We start from the raw sequence: 17,296 nt of genomic DNA, 5'->3' as shown, positions 1-17,296 counted from the left end.
GGGAGAGATTCGGTTAAGAAGGCTCTAACACTGATCGCAATTCGACTCATTTAGCCCCAAAAAAAAGGGCCCCGAGGGGCCCTTTGATGTTTGGTTTTGAAAAACCAATTCAAGCCAAGATCACTTGCCGATCTTGTTCACAGCGGCCTTGGACTTGGCCAGGATGTCGCCCTTGAGGGGAACGAAGCCCAGGGACGGAGCTTTGTTCTGAGCAGCGTTGCTCAGCATGTAGTTGAAGGCGTCCTGCACCACCTTGGCTTTGTCACCGTTGCCGGTTTTGTAAGCCAGAACCCAAGTGAGGGTGGCGATGGGGTAAGCGCCTTTGGCGGTGGGGTTGGGGTTCTTGCCAGCCAGGTCTTTATCAAGGCTGATGCCATTGAGGGCCTTGGCACCTGCAGCCACAGAAGGCTTGAGGAACTCACCAGACTTGTTCTGGAGAGCGGCGGCAACCACCTTGCCCTTGATGTACGACTGGTTCACGTAACCGATCGCGCCTTCACGGTTCTGAATCAGGCCGGCCACACCGGAGTTGCCTTTGGCGCCCACACCAGCGGGCCACTTCACCGATTTACCGGTGCCGAGGGTCCAGGTCGTGGAGAAGGCCTGCATGGAGTTGGTGAAGGCCTTGGTGGTGCCAGAGCCATCGGAACGGTGCACCCAGGTGAGGGTGCCGGGCTTGCAGCCGAGCTGCTTCCAATCCTTGATCATGCCCATGGCGACCTTGACGGCCTGCTCCTGGGTGAGCTTCAGGTTGCAACCGGGCTTGTTGTAACCGAAGGCGATGGTGCCACCCACCATCGGGATCTGGACCACACCACGGCTGACCTTGGCCATGTCCTTCTTCTTCATCGGATCATCCGATGCACCGAAGTTCACGGTCTGGTCGATGAAAGCTTTACGGCCGGAACCGGAACCCACGGCCTGGTAATTGACCTGAGGGCCGCCAGCCTTGGCCAGGTCAGCGAACCAACGCTGGTAGATCTTGGCCGGGAAGGAGGCGCCAGCGCCGTTCAGCTTGGGAGCTGCCGAAGCTGACATGCCTGCCCCAAGGACAAGCAGGGACGAGGCGAGAAGGGCCTTTTGTGCAATGCGCATCACGACAACCGAAAGAGGAACGAGGCTGTAGCAACCAAGACCTAATCGGGACTCAAACCACCTGTCGTTATGCACCCATTAACGATGGTTAAGGAACCATAAAACCCTGTTTAAAGCATCAAAAAACCCCGGCTTGGCCATCCAAGCCGGGGCATGTCGTTCATGCCAATCAAGGGTTCGCATTCAAGGCTGAATCCCTGCCACCGCACTGCGGGATTTTTCAAGGATGCTGCCCCGGAGAGGCACAAAGCCCAAGGCCGCAGCACCCTCCTGAGTGGCGTCGTCCAGCATGTAGTTGAAGACCTTCCTCACAGCTTCAGCTTTGGCACCATTGCCCTCGGCATAAGCCAACACCCAGGTGAGGGTTGCGATGGGGTAGGCACCAGCAGCGGAGGGGTTGGGGTTGCTGCCCGCCAGGTGCTGATCAAGCTCAATGCCGTTCAGGGCTTTGGCACCAGCCTCCACGGAGGGCTTGAGGAATTCCCCGGATTTGTTCTGCAACGCAGCAGCCTGCACATTCCCCTTGATGTACGACTGATTCACGTAGCCGATCGCGCCAACCCGGTTGTCGATCACCCCGGCAACGCCCGAGTTGCCTTTGGCACCCACGCCCACCGGCCACTTCACCGATTTACCGCTGCCGAGAGTCCAATCCGGTGAAAAGGTCTGCAGCGAGTTGGTGAAGGCCTTGGTGGTGCCGGAGCCATCCGAGCGATGCACCCAGGTGATCGTGCCCGCTTCGCAGCCGAGATCCTTCCAATCGCTGATGGCGCCGGTGGCCACCTCCACAGCCTGTTGCTGGGTGAGTTGAAGCTCGCAGCCAGGCTTGTTGTATCCGAAGGCGATCGTTCCCCCCACCATCGGGATCTGAACTACCCCTTGGCTCACCTGCTTGCGGTCAGCCTCCTTGATCGGGTCGTCTGAAGCGGCGAAATCAACGGTGCCATCAATGAAAGCTTTGCGGCCGGACCCGGACCCCACCGCCTGGTAGTTCACCTTGATTCCGCCGGAGCCGGCGAGATCGGCGAACCAGCTTTGATACACCTTGGCGGGGAAGGAGGCCCCAGCCGCATTGAGGCTGGACACACTGGAACTGCCACCACAGGCGGCAAGGCCAATAGCGAGGACGCTCAGGCTGGAAACAACCAGGGAACGATGTTCCAAAACCGTTTGTGTGATTTGGTCCATCCTCCCGCGTCGTGGGCCAGCGTTCAGGTGGTGGGCACAACGGTGGATGCGACGGTGAGCCGTGTTGCCACTGAGTAACAGCGCAGCCAGCGGTTCACCCGTTTGCGGTGGGGGGTGGGGACCTCCTCAATCAACTGGCTGAGTTCATCAGCCCCCATGCGTCGGATGGCACGCACATCCACATGCCAAAGCGCTTCGGCTTCACGAATCAAACGCGCCCAGGTGCGCACCTGCTGCCATTGACGCAGGCGGGAGCGGATGGGGCGTTGATGGGGATGCAGAAAAGCCGTCATGGCTTCAGCCTGCTGCGTTCAGCAGCACTCTCTGCAAAACCACCCAGACGCTTCGGAGTGCTGAAGCAAATGCGCAGGCTCAGGCGCTGAGGCGATCGGCTTCGAGCTCAACAGGCGCAACCGGAAACTCCAGCTCCGCCACCTCACGGGCACTCAAACGCCGGGTCCAGGCCCCCTTGATCGGATCGTTCCAACGGAACCCCGCTGCTTTCGCCAGATGGCGTTCATCGAACGACACCCGGGCACGCATCAATTGGCGGGGTTCCAGGCCCCGCTCCAACAACTGCTCCAGGTCGTCACAGCGGGCGAAAACCTCCGCGATGTAGATGCAATCGCTGAGGGCACGGTGGGCCGCCCAGACCGGGACGCCGTAGGCCAGTGCCAAGTCCCGCACCGACGGCCGCGAACGCAACTGGCGCTCCGCCGGCCAGCGGATGTCGTCCATGGTGCAAAGCCACGGTGTTGCGGTGGCCGGCACCACACCCAGACCGAACCACTGGCGATCGAAGGCCGCGTTGTGGGCCACCAGCAGATCGGCAGCGTCCAGCAGATGCTCAAACCACACCAACGCTTCCCGCCAGGGCTGGGGGCGGCGGGTGACGGCGGCGGGGATCCGGTTGATCGGTTCTGCTGCGTTGGAGTCCACCGGCAGAAGAAACGATTGCTGAGCCAGCACCGAACGACTCGGCACATCAAACAAAATGCTGCCCAGCTCAAGGCATTGGTCCTGCTGCGGATCCAAACCGGAGGTCTCGGTGTCAATGATCAGCAGGGTGGTGGGGGAGGCCTTTGGCGCATCCTCGGGCTGATCAGCCTTGGCCTCGGGTTCAGCAGCTGGCGAAGCAGGCATCGGCGATGCGGCTGCTTGGGGCTCCGCCTGAGGCCTTGAAAACCCCGCAAGCAAATCGAGCTGTTCAGGCATGGCGCAGTGTCTCCTCCCGCCCCTGATTCTCCCGCCCCGGGCAAGGTGCCTGCTGCCTAGGGTTCAGCCTCTTCATTTCAATGTGATGGCCCTCGGGATCGGCGACCGGCTCCCCTCCTTCAGCCTGGAGGATCAGAACGGTGACCTTCGCACTCCCGCTTCGGTGAAGGGCCGCTGGCTGGTGCTCTTCTTCTATCCCAAGGACGACACCCCCGGCTGCACAGCTGAAGCCTGCAGCTTCCGTGACAACGCAGAGAGCTTTGCTGCCCTCGATGCAGAGGTTTGGGGCATCAGCGGTGATGACGCCGTCAGCCACCGCCGTTTCGCCACCCGCCACAACCTCACGTTTCCTCTGCTCTGCGATCGCAACAACGCCCTGCGCCGCGAGATGGGTGTGCCCAAAGCCCTTGGTCTGCTGCCCGGTCGCGTCACTTACATCGTTGATAGCGAGGGGGTGATCCGTCACACCTTCAGCAACCTCCTGGATGGCCCGGCCCACGTGCGTGAAGCACAGCAGGTGCTGAATCAGCTGCGCGGTTGAGCATGGCTAACTGGCGTCAGCTGGGTGCGATCTGGCAACTGCGGCCGGCCGAACCCACGGGATTGATCGAATTCATCGGCGGCAGTTATCTGGCGGCCACCCCCCAGATCAGCTACCGCAGGTTGCTGGAAGACCTGGCGGCGGATGGTTTGGCCGTGCATGCCTGGGCCTATGTGCCTGGTTTCGATCATCAACGCCAGGCCCGCGATGCCTGGAGTGCCTTTCGCTCAGCGCGTCGCCAACTTGAAGAGCGCTGCGGGGCCCTTGCAGCTCCGCTGCGGCTTGGCCACAGCCTGGGTTGCAAGCTTCACTTGCTGGCCCCCGATGGGGGTCGCGGCAGCAGGGCCCTTGTGGCCCTGAGCTTCAACAACTTCAACGCCGATCGCTCGATTCCCCTGCTGGGTGAACTGGCACCACGGCTCGGGGTGGAAACCGAGTTCAGCCCCAGTCCAGCTGAAACGCTTCGCTTGATCAGCCGCCACTACCAACAAGAGCGGAATCTGGTGGTGCGCTTCGGGCGCGATGAACTGGATCAAAGCGGCGATCTGATCCAGGCCCTGCGAGAACGTCCCTCGGACGCCAGCTCAACCCTGGAGCTGCCCGGCGACCATCTCACGCCCGCCAGTGCCGGGCTGCGGCGCAGCTTCCTCGGAGACTGGGCGGATGACCCCAAGCGGGTGGCGGTCATCCGTCAGCTGAGCCGAACCATCGGCAAGGCGATCAGGCCCTGAGGCGGTCCAGAACGGAGCGATCCTCCAGGGTGCTGGTGTCACCACTCACTTCCTGACCCGCCGCCAGGGCCCGCAGGATCCGACGCATGATCTTGCCGCTGCGGGTCTTAGGCAGAGCATCACTGCAACGGATCTCGTCCGGCCTGGCGATCGGACCAATTTCCGTTCCGACGTGGGCTCGCAACTCCTTCACCAGGGCGTCATCGCCCTCGCGGCCGGCCTCCAGAGTGACGAAGGCCACGATGCCTTCGCCCTTGAGGTCGTCGGGTCGACCCACGACGGCCGCCTCCGCCACCGCGGGGTGGCTGACGAGGGCTGATTCGATCTCCATCGTGCCGAGACGGTGACCCGAGACGTTGATCACGTCATCGACACGGCCCATTACCCAGAAGTAGCCATCGGCATCCCGCCGGGCACCATCCCCCGCGAAATAGAGGTAGGAGCCATCGGCAGGCCGGATGTGCTCCCAATAGCTCTCGCGGAAGCGTTGGGGATTGCCATGCACGGTGCGCATCATTCCGGGCCAGGGGGCACGCACCGCCAGATACCCGCCTTCATCGGCACCACAGCTGTTGCCTTCAGCATCGATGATGTCGGCCTGAATGCCGGGCAGGGGCAGGGTGGCGGAGCCTGGCTTAGTGGGCGTTGCTCCCGGCAGGGGGCTGATCATCACCCCGCCGGTTTCGGTCTGCCACCAGGTGTCGACGATCGGGCAGCGGTTGCCTCCGATCACGTCGCGGTACCACATCCAGGCCTCCGGATTGATCGGTTCGCCAACGGTGCCCAGCAGGCGAAGGCTGCTCATGTCGAACTGATCCGGCACGGAGCGGCCGCTCTTCATGAACGCCCGGATGGCGGTGGGAGCCGTGTAGAAGATCGTGATCCCGTGCTTCTGAATCAATTCCCAGAAGGCACCGGGCTTGGATGGGCGCGGCGCACCCTCATACATCACGGTCGTGGCACCGTTCGATAAGGGGCCATAGACGATGTAGCTGTGGCCGGTGATCCAACCCACATCAGCCGTACACCAGAAGACATCCTCATCCCGGATGTCGAAGATCCACTGGAAGGTGAGGTGGGCCCAGAGGTTGTAGCCGGCGGTGGTGTGCACCACGCCCTTGGGCTTGCCGGTGGAACCGGAGGTGTAAAGCACGAACAGGCGGTCCTCGCTGGCCATCGGCTCAGCGGGGCAGTCGGCACTCTGACCCTCCACCAGGTCATGCCACCACTGGTCGCGACCAGAAACCATCTCCACGTCCTGCTTGGTGCGCTGCACCACAAGCACGCCCGTCACCGAGGGGCAGGCGCCATTGGCCAGCGCCGCATCCACCGCGGGCTTGAGTGACACCGGCTTGTCCTTGCGGAAGCCACCATCAGCGGTGATCACCGCTTTCACTTCGCCGTCGTTGAGACGGTCCCTCAGTGCTTCTGCGGAAAAGCCACCGAACACAACTGAATGGGGAGCACCGATGCGAGCACAAGCGAGCATGGCGATCGCCGCCTCCGGCACCATCGGCATGTAGAGCGCCACAAGGTCACCCTTGCCGATGCCCATGGCTTTGAGACCATTGGCGGCTTTGCATACCTCGGCATGCAGTTCCTGGTAGGTGAACCGGCGCACATCCCCCGGCTCGCCTTCCCAGATCAATGCTGTTTTCTGTGCTGTTGGCCCATCGAGATGACGGTCCAGGCAGTTGTAGGAGAGGTTGGTGGTGCCGCCCTCAAACCAACGCGCGAACGGGGGGTTCGACCAATCCAGCACGGTGTGGAAGGGCTCGAACCAATGCAGTTCTCGCCGGGCGGCCTCACCCCAGAACGCATCAGGATCGTTTTTGGCGACATCGGCCATGGACCGGTAAGCCTCGAGGCTGCCGATGCGGGCTTTGGCGGCGGTGTCTGCTGGCGGCTCGAACACCCGCTGCTCCTGCAGCACGCTTTCGATGGTGGTGTTGGCGTCGGTCACAGCAGACTGCGCAGTGCTTCTCCTCGAAGGGTAAGGAGCAGGACCCCGCTTGATCCAGGTCCCGTATCAATCCGTCGGACGATGATGCAGTCGATGCGAAAGGATTGAGCTAGGCATCGCCGATCCGGGATGAAACTGCCACCTGCCGCTTGCCTGTTCGATCTGGATGGACTTCTGCTCGACACCGAGCCGCTGCATGGCCGTGGCTGGAAGGAAGCCGCGGCCCACTTCGGCACCCAGCTGAGCGAGGCCCAGTTGATGCAGTTGAAGGGCCGTCGCCGACTCGACTGTGCGACCCAGGTGGATGCATGGCTGGCCGAACCTGTGGGCATGGATGCCCTGTTGGCGGTGCAGCAGCCGATCGTTCGTGCCCTGCTTCCGGATGCTGCCCCGATGCCTGCCGCCCAAGAGCTTGTGACGCATTGCCATAAGCGGGACATCCCCATGGCGCTTGTCACCAGCAGCAGCCGCGACGCGGTTGAATTCAAAGCAGCCCCCCATCCCTGGCTTGAGCAGATCCAGGAAAGGGTCTATGGCGACGATCCCGACCTTGATGCGGGCAAACCCGACCCTGCACCCTTCCGGCTTGCCGCCCAACGCCTAGGCCTCCACCCCAACCACTGCTGGGCCCTGGAGGATTCCCAGGCCGGCTGCAAATCAGCCCATGGCGCCGGCTGTCAGGTCTGGCTGGTGAGCCCCAAGGGATCAGACCAAGCCAACCTGAACACCAACCCCTGTTCCATCAACAGCCTGTCTGTTGTGTTGAGGCTGTTGTCTTGAGGTTTTGGCTTAGTACAGACGGCTGAGGACGAAGTCCGGCAGTTCCATCAAGGCGCGTTGCGCCGCAGATTCCGGCAGCCAGGCGATTGATTCACGGGATTCGCGGGCAAAGGTTTCCGCAAGCTCACGGGTGCGTTCAATCGCCTTGGAGGCCCGCACCATCTCCAGCGCCTTGTCCAGATCACCGGGCTCGGAGAACTGGCGATCGATCAACGGCTGCAGCGATGGGTGCTCCTCAAGGGCATAGAAGGTGGGCGCGGTGAGGTAGCCGCTGGCGAGATCACTGGCTGCGGGCTTGCCGAGCTGCTGGTCGTTTCCGGTGAAATCGAGGATGTCGTCAACCACCTGGAAGGCCAGACCCAGCTGGCGGCCGAATTGGTAGAGGCTGTCGAGCTGGGTCGGCGAGCAACCGCTGAGTACACCTGCAGCACGGCAGCTGTTGGCAATCAAGGATGCCGTCTTGCAATAGCTCTTTTCGAGGTAAGTCTCAAAGGTTTGGGACGTGTCGAAGCGGTAGAGGCCCTGCTTCACCTCCCCATCCGCGAGATCCATGATCACGCGGCTGAGCAGCTTCACCACGTCGAGGTCATCGAGGTTGGCGAGGTGCCAGCTGGCCTGGGCAAAGAGAAAGTCACCGGCGAGAACGGCAACGCGAGCGTCAAAACGGCTGTGGACCGTGTCCACACCACGCCGCGTGGAAGCCTCATCCACCACGTCGTCGTGAACGAGCGAGGCCGTGTGGATCATTTCTGTGATCTCGGCCAGGCGGCGATGGCGGGGCGAGAGATCTCCTTGCTCTGAGAGGGCCCGCGACAGCAGAAGAACAATGCCGGGACGCAAACGCTTGCCGCCGGCACTGAACAGATGTTCCGCAGCAGCCTGAAGAATGGGGTGTCCAGCTCCAATCAGGCTGCGCAGGTCTCCGAGCAGGATTTCAAGATCTGTCTCTACCGGTTGGAGTAGCTCGGTAACGGTGCTCATGACTCCCCTCGGCGCCGCGATCCTAGTGGTCCCACGCTCAGTCCTGCAGCAGCTGAAGGCTGACGTCAGGCCGCTGGCCCAGCCAAGGGGTGGCACGCATCGCGAAGCCATCGGGGTCAGCGGTGACGCAGAAGCGGCAACTCTCCAGGGAAAATGGACGTGGGACAGCCGAAATCGGCCCCGGTGCCCCCAAAACAGCATCCAGTTGACGGGCCACCCCAATGGCCGGGTCAATGATCTGGACGGACTCCGGCAGAAGCTGACGCAACAGTGGAACCATCAAGGGGTAATGGGTGCAACCCAGCACGATCGACTCCACGGAAGCCGCCAGCAAGGGTTCGAGATAGGCCTGGGCCGCATGGCGAAGGTCATCGCTGTTCATATCCCCGGCTTCGATCAGGGGAACAAAGGCAGGACAGGCCTGCTCAATCACCATCGACCCAGGGTGAAGCGCTTCGATGCTGGCTCGGTAGGCCGAAGAGGCCACAGTGGCTGGTGTGGCCAGCACTCCAACACGGCGTGTTTCCACCATCGCGGCGGCGGCGCCGATCAGACCGATCACCGGGGCCCCGGCCTGCCCCTCGGCCACATCCCTCGCCAGGGCATTGGTGGTGTTGCAGGCCATCACCACCGTGGAGACCTTTTGGTCGCGCAACCAACCCACCACTTCAGCGGCGATGCGCCGAATGTCATCCGGTTGACGGTTCCCGTAGGGAACCCGGGCTGTGTCACCGAGGTAGACGCAGGGCACCGATCCATGGCGTTCGAGCACCCGGCACAGCACCGTCAAGCCGCCCAGGCCGCTGTCGAAGAACCCCAGCAGTTGCGGCGTCATCGCACCTCCTGCTTCAGATAGTTGAGGATGCCGGCCGCCAGGGCCAAGGCCAGGCGGCGGCGATGGTCAGCGTTGGCCAGCCGCGGCGCGTCAATCGCCCCGGTGACAAATCCCATCTCCACCAGAGCCGAAGGCATGGTGCTGCGCCGGATCACGAAGAAGCGGCCGCGTCTGACGCCGCGATTCGGTGTTCCGGGGGACACATCCATCATCTGCTGCTGCAAATAGGACGCCAGACGTCCAGAACGGGGGTCCGAGAAGAAGAACGTCTCGATCCCGTTCACATCCGGACGGTTCATGCTCAGGGCATTGGCATGGATGCTCACGAAAGCCGTGGCCCCGCTGCGATTTGCCAGGGACACCCGCGGCGGCAGGTCCACATCCACCTCCCGCGTGCGGGTCAAGCGCACGTCCACGCCCCTGGCCCGAAGCAGATCAGCCACCTGCAGCGACACATCCAGAACCACGTCGGTCTCGCGCAGACCGCGAATGCCTATAGCCCCAGGATCAGGGCCTCCATGGCCGGGGTCGATGACGATGCGATAGCGGTTGCGGGCGACCGTTGGCAACCCGGAAGGATCCACCGGCGTTCGGGTGGGACGGAATCCACCGGGTGGGAGCCAGGCCGTGGCACGACCGGTGAGATCGCCTTCACCAAAATCATCCAAGCCGCGGGTGGGCAGGCCGGTGAACACCAGTTCCCAGCGATCCGGAGCGGTTCCACGCAGGCGCAGATCGTTGGGGTTGAGATCCACATCAGGGCGGAATTCCACCACCAGACGGGTGGCACCGGCACGGGGTTTGCCCAACCGAATCTCACGGACTGCACCCCGTCCGGCCAGGCGACGCGGGAACCTCAGCTCACCAGGGATATCAATCCAGACCCTGGTGCCGCGGCCATCGCTGGCGGCCTGAAAAAACGCCTCCAAACGAGCATTCCGGCTGGTGCGCAGCTTGAGGACCCCCTGCTCGGTGAAAGCCCAGGCGGCCAATGCACTGGCGGCTCGGGCAGGCAATGCCTGAGTGAAGGCAGTGCACTGCAGGGCCGCGGCCAAAAGCCAGGCCAGCCGTCGAGACGACGCCGGAACCATGGCGCTCAGAACAGAGCGGGTTGGCGGTGCCGAAGGCTCGGCATCTGACCCCGAACATGGCCGAGGTGACTCGTGTTGACCGGAGCAATGGCAGCTCCAGCCTGCACACCTGCATCAGCAAGGACCGTTCCCCAGGGATCAATCACCAGGGCGTGGCCATGGCTTTGCCGCCGACCGTGATGCACACCGGTCTGGGCCGGAGCCAGTACATAGGCCGTGTTCTCAATGGCCCTGGCCTGCAGAAGCACCTGCCAGTGGTCTTTTCCGGTGAAGGCTGTGAATGCCGCAGGAATCATCAGCAGGTCTGCGCCGGCACCGACGAGATGGCGATAGAGCTCAGGAAACCGCACGTCGTAGCAAATGGACAGCCCCACCTTGCAGAGACCGGGAATCTCAACCACCGGAGGCAAATCCCTACCTGGGTTCACCGTTGCCGACTCGCGATAGGTGTTGCCGTCCGGCAGGTCGACATCAAAGAGGTGAATTTTGTCGTAACGGCCCAGGAGCATGCCGTCACGGTCAACGAGCTCAGCGCGGTTCAGGGTTCGCGATCCATCACCCACCGGCACGGGAAAGCCTCCGCCGAGCAGCGCCACCTGATAGCGACGCGCCATGGTCACCAGAAAGCGACTGGTCTGCTCAGCCAGGGTCGGGGCCAACTCCAGGCGGCGGGTGTCTTCACCCATAAAGGCGAAGTTCTCCGGCAGGCCGATCAGCTCGGCACCACGGCGGGCAGCCAGGTCGATCTGCTCTTCAGCCGCATTGAAGTTGAGCTCTGGATCCTGACCGCTCGTCAGCTGGACAGCAGCCGCCAGGAAGTCGCTCACATGCACTGATCAGATATGCAGATTTTAATGAGGGTCAGGCCGCCCGAAGCACCCCAGGCTCGACCTGTGTCGGAACGACACTCAGCTGATCAAGCCCGGCACAGCAGCGGAAATCAGCGTCGTGATCGCCAAGGCGAATCAAGCGCTGACCGTGGGTCGCCGTGCGCAGACAGGCCTCAGGATCGGATTGCCACTGACGCCAGAGTGAGACGGCCGAGGTGAGTTCGTCATTGGCGGCGCTGCTCTCGGTGGGATCCAGCTCCAGCAAGCGATGCCCCAAGGCACCAGCGGCCAGGGAATCCTCGAGGGAGTAGGCCCCCTCCCAACCGCTGCCGACAATCGCCACGTGGCTGGGTTGCTTGGCCAGCAAGCGCTGGGCCACGGCCTCGCGGTTCGGCAACGCCGCCGTTAGCAGCAGGGGAACCTCGCGGACACGATCGAGAGCGCGGGTGCCATTGGTGGTGCTCATGAACAGGCGCTTACCAGCCACCTGCTCCGGCGTCACAGCAACGGGTGAATTACCCAGATCAAACCCCTCGAGCATCTGCCCACCGCGCTCACCAAGCAGCAGACGCGAATCGGCAGGCCACCCCGCTGCCGCAGCGCGCAGGTCGTCGAGGCTGGCGAAAGCCTGCACCGCCTCAGCGCCGTTGTGCAGTGCCCAGGCAATGGTGGTGGTAGCCCGCAGCACGTCAATCACCACCGCCGCATCAGGGCGAAGGTCCTGCGGCATCTCTGCCGGCACATGAAAGTAGGAGATCTGCATGGCCACGCTGAACACCGGCGTGCGACACAGTACCGAGACCGCTTGCGCCGAGACCGTCATCCCATGGCCCTGTTCCAATCCGGTCCGGCCACCCGAGATCTGCAGGGCTTTCTCAAGCTGCTTGAGGACCGAGGCCAGCTGCGACGAATCACGGCACCGGTGGACCCCGACCTTGAGCTGGCAGCCATTGCCGACCGGGTGCTGAGCCAAGGAGGGCCCGCCCTGCTCTTCGAGAACGTGATCGGCTCGTCGATGCCAGTGGCCGTCAACACCCTCGGCACCGTCGAACGGGTGGTGTGGAGCATGGGCCTCGAACGGGCCGAGCAGCTGGAGGAGCTGGGGTCACGCCTGGCCCTGCTGCAGCAACCCCGCCCCCCCAAGGGGCTGAACGAAACCAAACAATTCGCCCGGGTTTTCTGGGATCTGGTCAAGGCCAAGCCCGACCGAGACCTCACACCCCCCTGCCGGCAGCAGGTGTTCCGTGGTGATGAGGTCGATCTCAACAACATCCCGCTGATCCGGCCCTGGCCCGGTGATGCCGGGGGCGTGATCACGCTTGGACTGGTGATCACCAAAGACCCTGAAACCGGTGTCCCCAACGTGGGCGTCTACCGACTTCAGAGGCAGTCGGTGAACACGATGACCGTGCACTGGTTGAGCGTGCGCGGCGGTGCCCGCCACCTGCGCAAAGCCGCCGCCATGGGAAAGAAGCTGGAGGTGGCGGTGGCCATCGGTGTACACCCGCTGCTGGTGATGGCCGCAGCAACACCGATCCCTGTGCAGCTGAGCGAGTGGCTGTTCGCAGGCATCTATGCCGGAGAAGGGGTTCGTCTAGCCCCCTGCAAAACCATCGACCTGCAGGTGCCCAGCCACAGCGAAGTGGTGCTGGAGGGAACGATCACTCCAGGGGAAGTGCTGCCGGATGGCCCCTTCGGAGATCACATGGGCTTTTACGGCGGTGTGGAGGACTCACCTTTGGTGCGCTTCCACTGCATGACCCAACGGCGGGACCCGGTGTTTCTCACCACCTTCAGCGGACGTCCTCCTAAGGAGGAAGCGATGCTGGCCATCGCGCTGAACCGGATCTACACGCCGATCCTGCGGCAGCAGATTCCAGAGATCACCGACTTCTTTCTGCCGATGGAAGCGCTCAGCTACAAGCTGGCGGTGATCTCGATCGACAAGGCCTATCCGGGGCAGGCAAAACGTGCTGCCATGGCCTTCTGGAGTGCCCTGCCGCAATTCACGTACACCAAGTTTGTTGTGGTGGTGGACAGTCACATCAACGTGCGCGACCCGCGTCAGGTGGTCTGGGCCATCGCTGCCCAGGTGGATCCCCAGCGCGACCTGTTCACTCTGGAAAACACCCCCTTCGACACCCTGGACTTCGCCAGCGAGCAATTGGGCCTCGGGGGACGCCTGGCCATTGATGCCACAACCAAGGTGGGACCCGAGAAAAATCACGAGTGGGGTGAACCCCTCAGCCGTCCGGCGGATCTGGAACAACGGGTCAGCGACCGCTGGGCCGAACTGGGTCTGGAGGACCTCGGCAACGATGACCCCGACCCCAGCCTGTTCGGCTATGCCCTCGATCGCCTGATTCAGGGCCTGAAGACCGGCCAATAGGATCAGCCCAACGACGAAACAACCTTGAGCGGCACAGGCCAATCCGACGACCCCCGTGAGCTCAAGGCCGGAGGCAGCCTCCAAGGACGGGTGAAGGTCCCGGGCGATAAATCGATCTCGCACCGATCACTGCTGTTTGGCGCCATCGCGGAGGGAACGACAACGATTGACGGGCTGCTTCCGGCTGAAGACCCCCTGAGCACAGCCGCTTGCCTGCGGGCCATGGGCGTCAGAATCAGCCCGATCACCGATGGCGGCATTGTCACCGTGGAAGGCGTGGGCCTGGACGGATTGCAGGAACCCGCAGAAGTGCTCGACTGCGGCAACTCAGGCACGACGATGCGACTGATGCTGGGCCTGCTGGCAGGCCGCGACGGTCGCCATTTTGTGCTGGATGGCGATGCCTCCCTGCGCCGCCGCCCGATGCGTCGGGTGGGGCAACCGTTGGCCTCGATGGGTGCGGATGTGCGGGGCCGTGATGGGGGCAACCTCGCGCCGCTGGCGGTGCAAGGGCGCAAGTTGAAAGGAACGGTGATCGGCACTCCGGTGGCCAGTGCTCAGGTGAAATCGGCACTGCTGCTGGCTGCGCTCACGGCCGGGAGCCCCACCACGGTGATCGAACCGGCCCAGTCTCGCGATCACAGCGAACGGATGCTGAAGGCCTTTGGCGCCGACCTGAGCGTGGGCGGCGAAATGGGACGGCACATCAGCGTGCGTCCCGGCGCCACCCTGCATGGCCAGAACGTGGTGGTCCCCGGCGACATCAGCTCGGCGGCCTTCTGGCTTGTGGCTGGAGCCCTGATCCCAGGCGCCGATCTCACCATCGAAAACGTGGGGCTGAACCCGACACGCACCGGAATCCTGGAGGTGTTGGAGCAGATGGGTGCCCAAATCGAGGTGCTCAACCCCCGCGATGTGGCGGGCGAACCGGTGGGCGATCTTCGGGTGACCCACGGGCCGTTGAAACCCTTCAACTTTGGCGAGGAGATCATGCCCCGCCTTGTGGACGAGGTGCCAATCCTCAGCGTCGCCGCCTGTTTCTGCGAGGGCGAAAGCCGGATCAGTGGAGCGTCTGAACTGCGGGTGAAGGAAACCGATCGGCTGGCGGTGATGGCACGTCAGCTCAAGGCCATGGGGGCCGACATTGACGAACATGAGGACGGCATGACCATCCGCGGCGGTCGACCGCTCAAGGGCGCCGTGCTGGACAGCGAAACCGATCACCGGGTGGCGATGAGCCTTGGCGTGGCAGCCATGCTCTCCGACGGCAACTCCAGCCTGGCGAGAAGCGAAGCCGCAGCCGTGTCGTATCCCTCGTTCTGGGACGAACTTGAACGGCTCCGCTGCTGAGCTCGGTGGGCTCCGCGTCTATCCGACGGCGGATGGCAGCTTCAGCCTGCACAGTGATCACTTCGGAGAGGCCTTTCACAATTCTGCCGGGGCCCTGAATGAGGCACGGGCCAAGTTCGTGCAACCCGCGGAGCTGCAGCGCTTCGGCAGCGGCTCTGACCTAAGGATCCTGGATGTGTGCCTGGGGCTCGGTTACAACACGGCCGCTGTGCTGGAGGCCTTGCCGACGGCTGGGCCGAAGCTCGAGTGGTGGGGGCTTGAGCTGGACCGCCGCCCCCTGGAACAAGCCTTGGAGCAGGCGAGCTTCCAATGCCTCTGGTCAGCCCGTGTGCTGGCGAGGCTTGAAGCCATTCGCGACCACGGCGGCTGGCAGGAGAACAACAGCTGGCAGGAGAACAACAGCCAAGGGATCCAGCTCTGGGGCGATGCCCGATCGATGCTCCAGCAGATACCTGAGTCAGTTCGCTTTGACCTGGTGCTGTTGGACGCCTTTTCCCCCCAGCGCTGCCCGGAACTGTGGAGCGAGGAATTCCTGGGAGCCCTAGCGCGTCGCTTGGCGCCACAGGGACGGTTGCTCACCTACAGCCGTTCGGCCGCAGTGAGGGCCAGCCTGAAGCGAGCGGGCTTGAGCTTGTTTTCACTGCTGCCGGCCCCGGGCGAACGGGTGGGGTGGAGCAGCGGCACGTTGGCCACACCCGCAGACTCCGGTTGTCCTCCAAACGGCCCCGGTTGGCGCCCCCTCTCGGCGATGGAGTGGGAACACCTGCAGACGCGAGCGGCCGTGCCGTTTCGCGATCCCCAGAGCAATGCCACGACTGAGGGCATCCTTGAGCGCCGCCGCCTTGAACAGGAGCATTGCGGTTACGAACCCACAAATGCCTGGCAGAGACGCTGGCGCAGGGACAGTCCGTCCTGAGCCCGGTAGATTCCGCCCGTCCTCCCCTCGCTCCGCATGCTCGCCGTAGCCGTTCTGGCCGCTGGAAAAGGCACCCGCATGAAGAGCGCACTCCCGAAAGTGCTCCAACCCCTGGCGGGAGCCACCCTGGTGGAACGGGTGCTCGCCAGTGCCGGGAATCTGCAACCGGAACGGCGGCTGCTGATCGTGGGGCATCAAGCCGAACGGGTGGAGCAGCAGCTGGCTCCGCTCGGCGGCCTGGAATTTGTTCTGCAGCAGCCCCAGAACGGCACGGGCCATGCAGTGCAACAGCTGATTCCGTCACTTCAGGGCTTTGAGGGCGAGCTGCTCGTTCTCAACGGCGATGTGCCGCTGCTGCGAAGTGAAACGGTCGAAGCATTGGTGCAACAGCACCGGGCCAGTGGTGCCGATGTCACCCTGCTGACGGCACGGCTCGAAGATCCCACGGGTTATGGGCGTGTGTTCGCCGATGCCGACGGCCAGGTGAGCAGCATCATTGAGCATCGCGATTGCACGGACGAGCAACGCAGCAACAACCTCACCAACGCCGGGATCTACTGCTTCAACTGGACGGCCCTGGCCAACGTTCTGCCGAAACTCAGCACCGACAACGATCAGGGGGAGCTCTATCTCACCGACACGGTGGCGATGCTGCCGAAGGCCATGCACCTGGAGGTGGCCGATGCCGATGAGGTGAACGGCATCAACAACCGGCGGCAACTGGCCCAGTGCGAAGCCCTGCTGCAGCAACGGCTGCGCCACCACTGGATGGATGAAGGGGTCACCTTCATTGATCCCGACAGCTGCACCCTCAGTGAAGGCTGCAACTTCGGCCGCGATGTGGTGATCGAGCCGCAAACCCACTTCCGCGGCCGCTGCGTGATCGGCGACAACTCCCGGATCGGCCCTGGCAGCCTGATCGAGGATTCGTCGGTTGGAACCAACGTCAGTGTTGTGCACTCCGTGGTGCGAGAGGCCAAGGTCGGCAATGACGTTGCCATCGGTCCCTTTGCTCACCTGCGGCCGGCCGCCGATGTCGGCGATGGTTGCCGCATCGGCAACTTTGTGGAGGTAAAGAAAAGCCAGCTGGGGGCTGGCACCAAGGTGAACCACCTCAGCTACATCGGCGACGCCCAACTCGGGGAGAAGGTCAACGTGGGAGCCGGAACGATCACCGCCAACTACGACGGGGTGAACAAGCACCGCACCGTGATCGGCAGCAACAGCAAAACCGGTGCCAATTCAGTGCTGGTAGCCCCCATCAACGTCGGTGAACGCGCCACCATCGGTGCCGGGTCAACGATTACGAAGGATGTGGCGGATGGCGCCCTAGCCATTGGTCGTGCCCGACAAATGACCAAGGACGGCTGGGCGGATCGAAAGGTTTAATC

General features: G+C 63.2%; 17 protein-coding genes. 7 read left to right on the top strand and 10 right to left on the bottom strand.

Features of this window, described 5'->3' with window-relative positions:
• Positions 1-120 precede the first annotated feature (120 nt).
• The 4 genes from pstS (SynA1562_RS05490) to SynA1562_RS05475 form a co-directional block, all read right to left on the bottom strand.
• Positions 121-1,095, bottom strand: coding sequence for a phosphate ABC transporter substrate-binding protein PstS (pstS, locus tag SynA1562_RS05490; RefSeq protein WP_186495072.1), 975 nt, complete (start codon positions 1,093-1,095; stop codon positions 121-123).
• A 183-nt stretch (positions 1,096-1,278) separates the two neighbouring features.
• Positions 1,279-2,283, bottom strand: a complete 1,005-nt coding sequence (pstS, locus tag SynA1562_RS05485; protein WP_186495071.1) for a phosphate ABC transporter substrate-binding protein PstS — start codon at positions 2,281-2,283, stop codon at positions 1,279-1,281.
• A gap of 23 nt (positions 2,284-2,306) precedes the next feature.
• The gene (locus tag SynA1562_RS05480; RefSeq protein ID WP_186495070.1) at positions 2,307-2,576 is read right to left on the bottom strand and encodes a hypothetical protein; all 270 of its coding nucleotides are present in this window, start codon (positions 2,574-2,576) and stop codon (positions 2,307-2,309) included.
• A gap of 79 nt (positions 2,577-2,655) precedes the next feature.
• Positions 2,656-3,498: a 3'-5' exonuclease gene (locus SynA1562_RS05475; protein ID WP_186495069.1), complete on the bottom strand. Its 843-nt coding sequence runs from the start codon at positions 3,496-3,498 to the stop codon at positions 2,656-2,658.
• A gap of 85 nt (positions 3,499-3,583) precedes the next feature.
• Here SynA1562_RS05475 and SynA1562_RS05470 point away from each other — a divergent pair, with 85 nt between their 5' ends.
• On the top strand, positions 3,584-4,039 hold the full coding sequence (locus SynA1562_RS05470; protein ID WP_186495068.1) for a peroxiredoxin: 456 nt from the start codon (positions 3,584-3,586) through the stop codon (positions 4,037-4,039).
• A gap of 2 nt (positions 4,040-4,041) precedes the next feature.
• Positions 4,042-4,770: a DUF1350 family protein gene (locus SynA1562_RS05465; RefSeq protein WP_186495067.1), complete on the top strand. Its 729-nt coding sequence runs from the start codon at positions 4,042-4,044 to the stop codon at positions 4,768-4,770.
• On the opposite strand, the gene acs is transcribed toward SynA1562_RS05465, so the two are convergent.
• Positions 4,760-6,733 (bottom strand): acetate--CoA ligase, encoded by a 1,974-nt coding sequence (gene acs / locus SynA1562_RS05460; protein ID WP_186495066.1) that lies wholly within the window; start codon positions 6,731-6,733, stop codon positions 4,760-4,762. The two genes, SynA1562_RS05465 and acs, sit on opposite strands and share 11 nt — an antisense overlap.
• Before the next feature lie 129 nt (positions 6,734-6,862).
• Between acs and SynA1562_RS05455 the strand changes: the two genes are divergently transcribed.
• The gene (locus SynA1562_RS05455) at positions 6,863-7,513 is read left to right on the top strand and encodes an HAD family phosphatase (RefSeq protein ID WP_186495065.1); all 651 of its coding nucleotides are present in this window, start codon (positions 6,863-6,865) and stop codon (positions 7,511-7,513) included.
• 9 nt (positions 7,514-7,522) lie between these two features.
• Here SynA1562_RS05455 and sds read toward each other — a convergent pair whose 3' ends face one another.
• From sds to SynA1562_RS05430, 5 genes are read right to left on the bottom strand one after another with little or no spacing between them, the layout of a single operon-like run.
• On the bottom strand, positions 7,523-8,494 hold the full coding sequence (sds, locus tag SynA1562_RS05450) for a solanesyl diphosphate synthase (RefSeq protein ID WP_186495064.1): 972 nt from the start codon (positions 8,492-8,494) through the stop codon (positions 7,523-7,525).
• 37 nt (positions 8,495-8,531) lie between these two features.
• Positions 8,532-9,329 (bottom strand): glutamate racemase, encoded by a 798-nt coding sequence (gene murI / locus SynA1562_RS05445; RefSeq protein WP_186495063.1) that lies wholly within the window; start codon positions 9,327-9,329, stop codon positions 8,532-8,534.
• A complete protein-coding gene (locus SynA1562_RS05440; protein ID WP_011364111.1) occupies positions 9,326-10,420 on the bottom strand; it encodes an N-acetylmuramoyl-L-alanine amidase in 1,095 nt (364 codons plus the stop codon). The genes murI and SynA1562_RS05440 overlap by 4 nt, the downstream gene beginning before the upstream one ends.
• A 5-nt stretch (positions 10,421-10,425) precedes the next feature.
• Positions 10,426-11,247: a carbon-nitrogen hydrolase family protein gene (locus SynA1562_RS05435; RefSeq protein WP_186495062.1), complete on the bottom strand. Its 822-nt coding sequence runs from the start codon at positions 11,245-11,247 to the stop codon at positions 10,426-10,428.
• A gap of 34 nt (positions 11,248-11,281) precedes the next feature.
• Positions 11,282-12,013, bottom strand: a complete 732-nt coding sequence (locus tag SynA1562_RS05430) for a 2-phosphosulfolactate phosphatase family protein (protein WP_186495061.1) — start codon at positions 12,011-12,013, stop codon at positions 11,282-11,284.
• A 63-nt stretch (positions 12,014-12,076) separates the two neighbouring features.
• On the opposite strand from SynA1562_RS05430, the gene SynA1562_RS05425 reads away from it, so the two are divergent.
• The 4 genes from SynA1562_RS05425 to glmU are packed head-to-tail and all read left to right on the top strand — an operon-like array spanning position 12,077 to position 17,294.
• A complete protein-coding gene (locus tag SynA1562_RS05425) occupies positions 12,077-13,639 on the top strand; it encodes a UbiD family decarboxylase (protein ID WP_186495060.1) in 1,563 nt (520 codons plus the stop codon).
• Between the two features lie 24 nt (positions 13,640-13,663).
• Positions 13,664-14,989, top strand: coding sequence for a 3-phosphoshikimate 1-carboxyvinyltransferase (gene aroA / locus SynA1562_RS05420; RefSeq protein ID WP_186495059.1), 1,326 nt, complete (start codon positions 13,664-13,666; stop codon positions 14,987-14,989).
• Positions 14,970-15,905 (top strand): tRNA (5-methylaminomethyl-2-thiouridine)(34)-methyltransferase MnmD, encoded by a 936-nt coding sequence (locus SynA1562_RS05415; protein WP_186495058.1) that lies wholly within the window; start codon positions 14,970-14,972, stop codon positions 15,903-15,905. Before aroA ends, SynA1562_RS05415 begins: the two co-directional genes overlap by 20 nt.
• Positions 15,906-15,941: 36 nt before the next feature.
• Positions 15,942-17,294 (top strand): bifunctional UDP-N-acetylglucosamine diphosphorylase/glucosamine-1-phosphate N-acetyltransferase GlmU, encoded by a 1,353-nt coding sequence (glmU, locus tag SynA1562_RS05410; protein WP_186495057.1) that lies wholly within the window; start codon positions 15,942-15,944, stop codon positions 17,292-17,294.
• Positions 17,295-17,296: the final 2 nt, after the last annotated feature.

The sequence above is a fragment of the Synechococcus sp. A15-62 genome (assembly GCF_014280075.1).
GTDB lineage: Bacteria > Cyanobacteriota > Cyanobacteriia > PCC-6307 > Cyanobiaceae > Parasynechococcus.
This window is presented reverse-complemented; position numbering and strand designations above follow the sequence as displayed.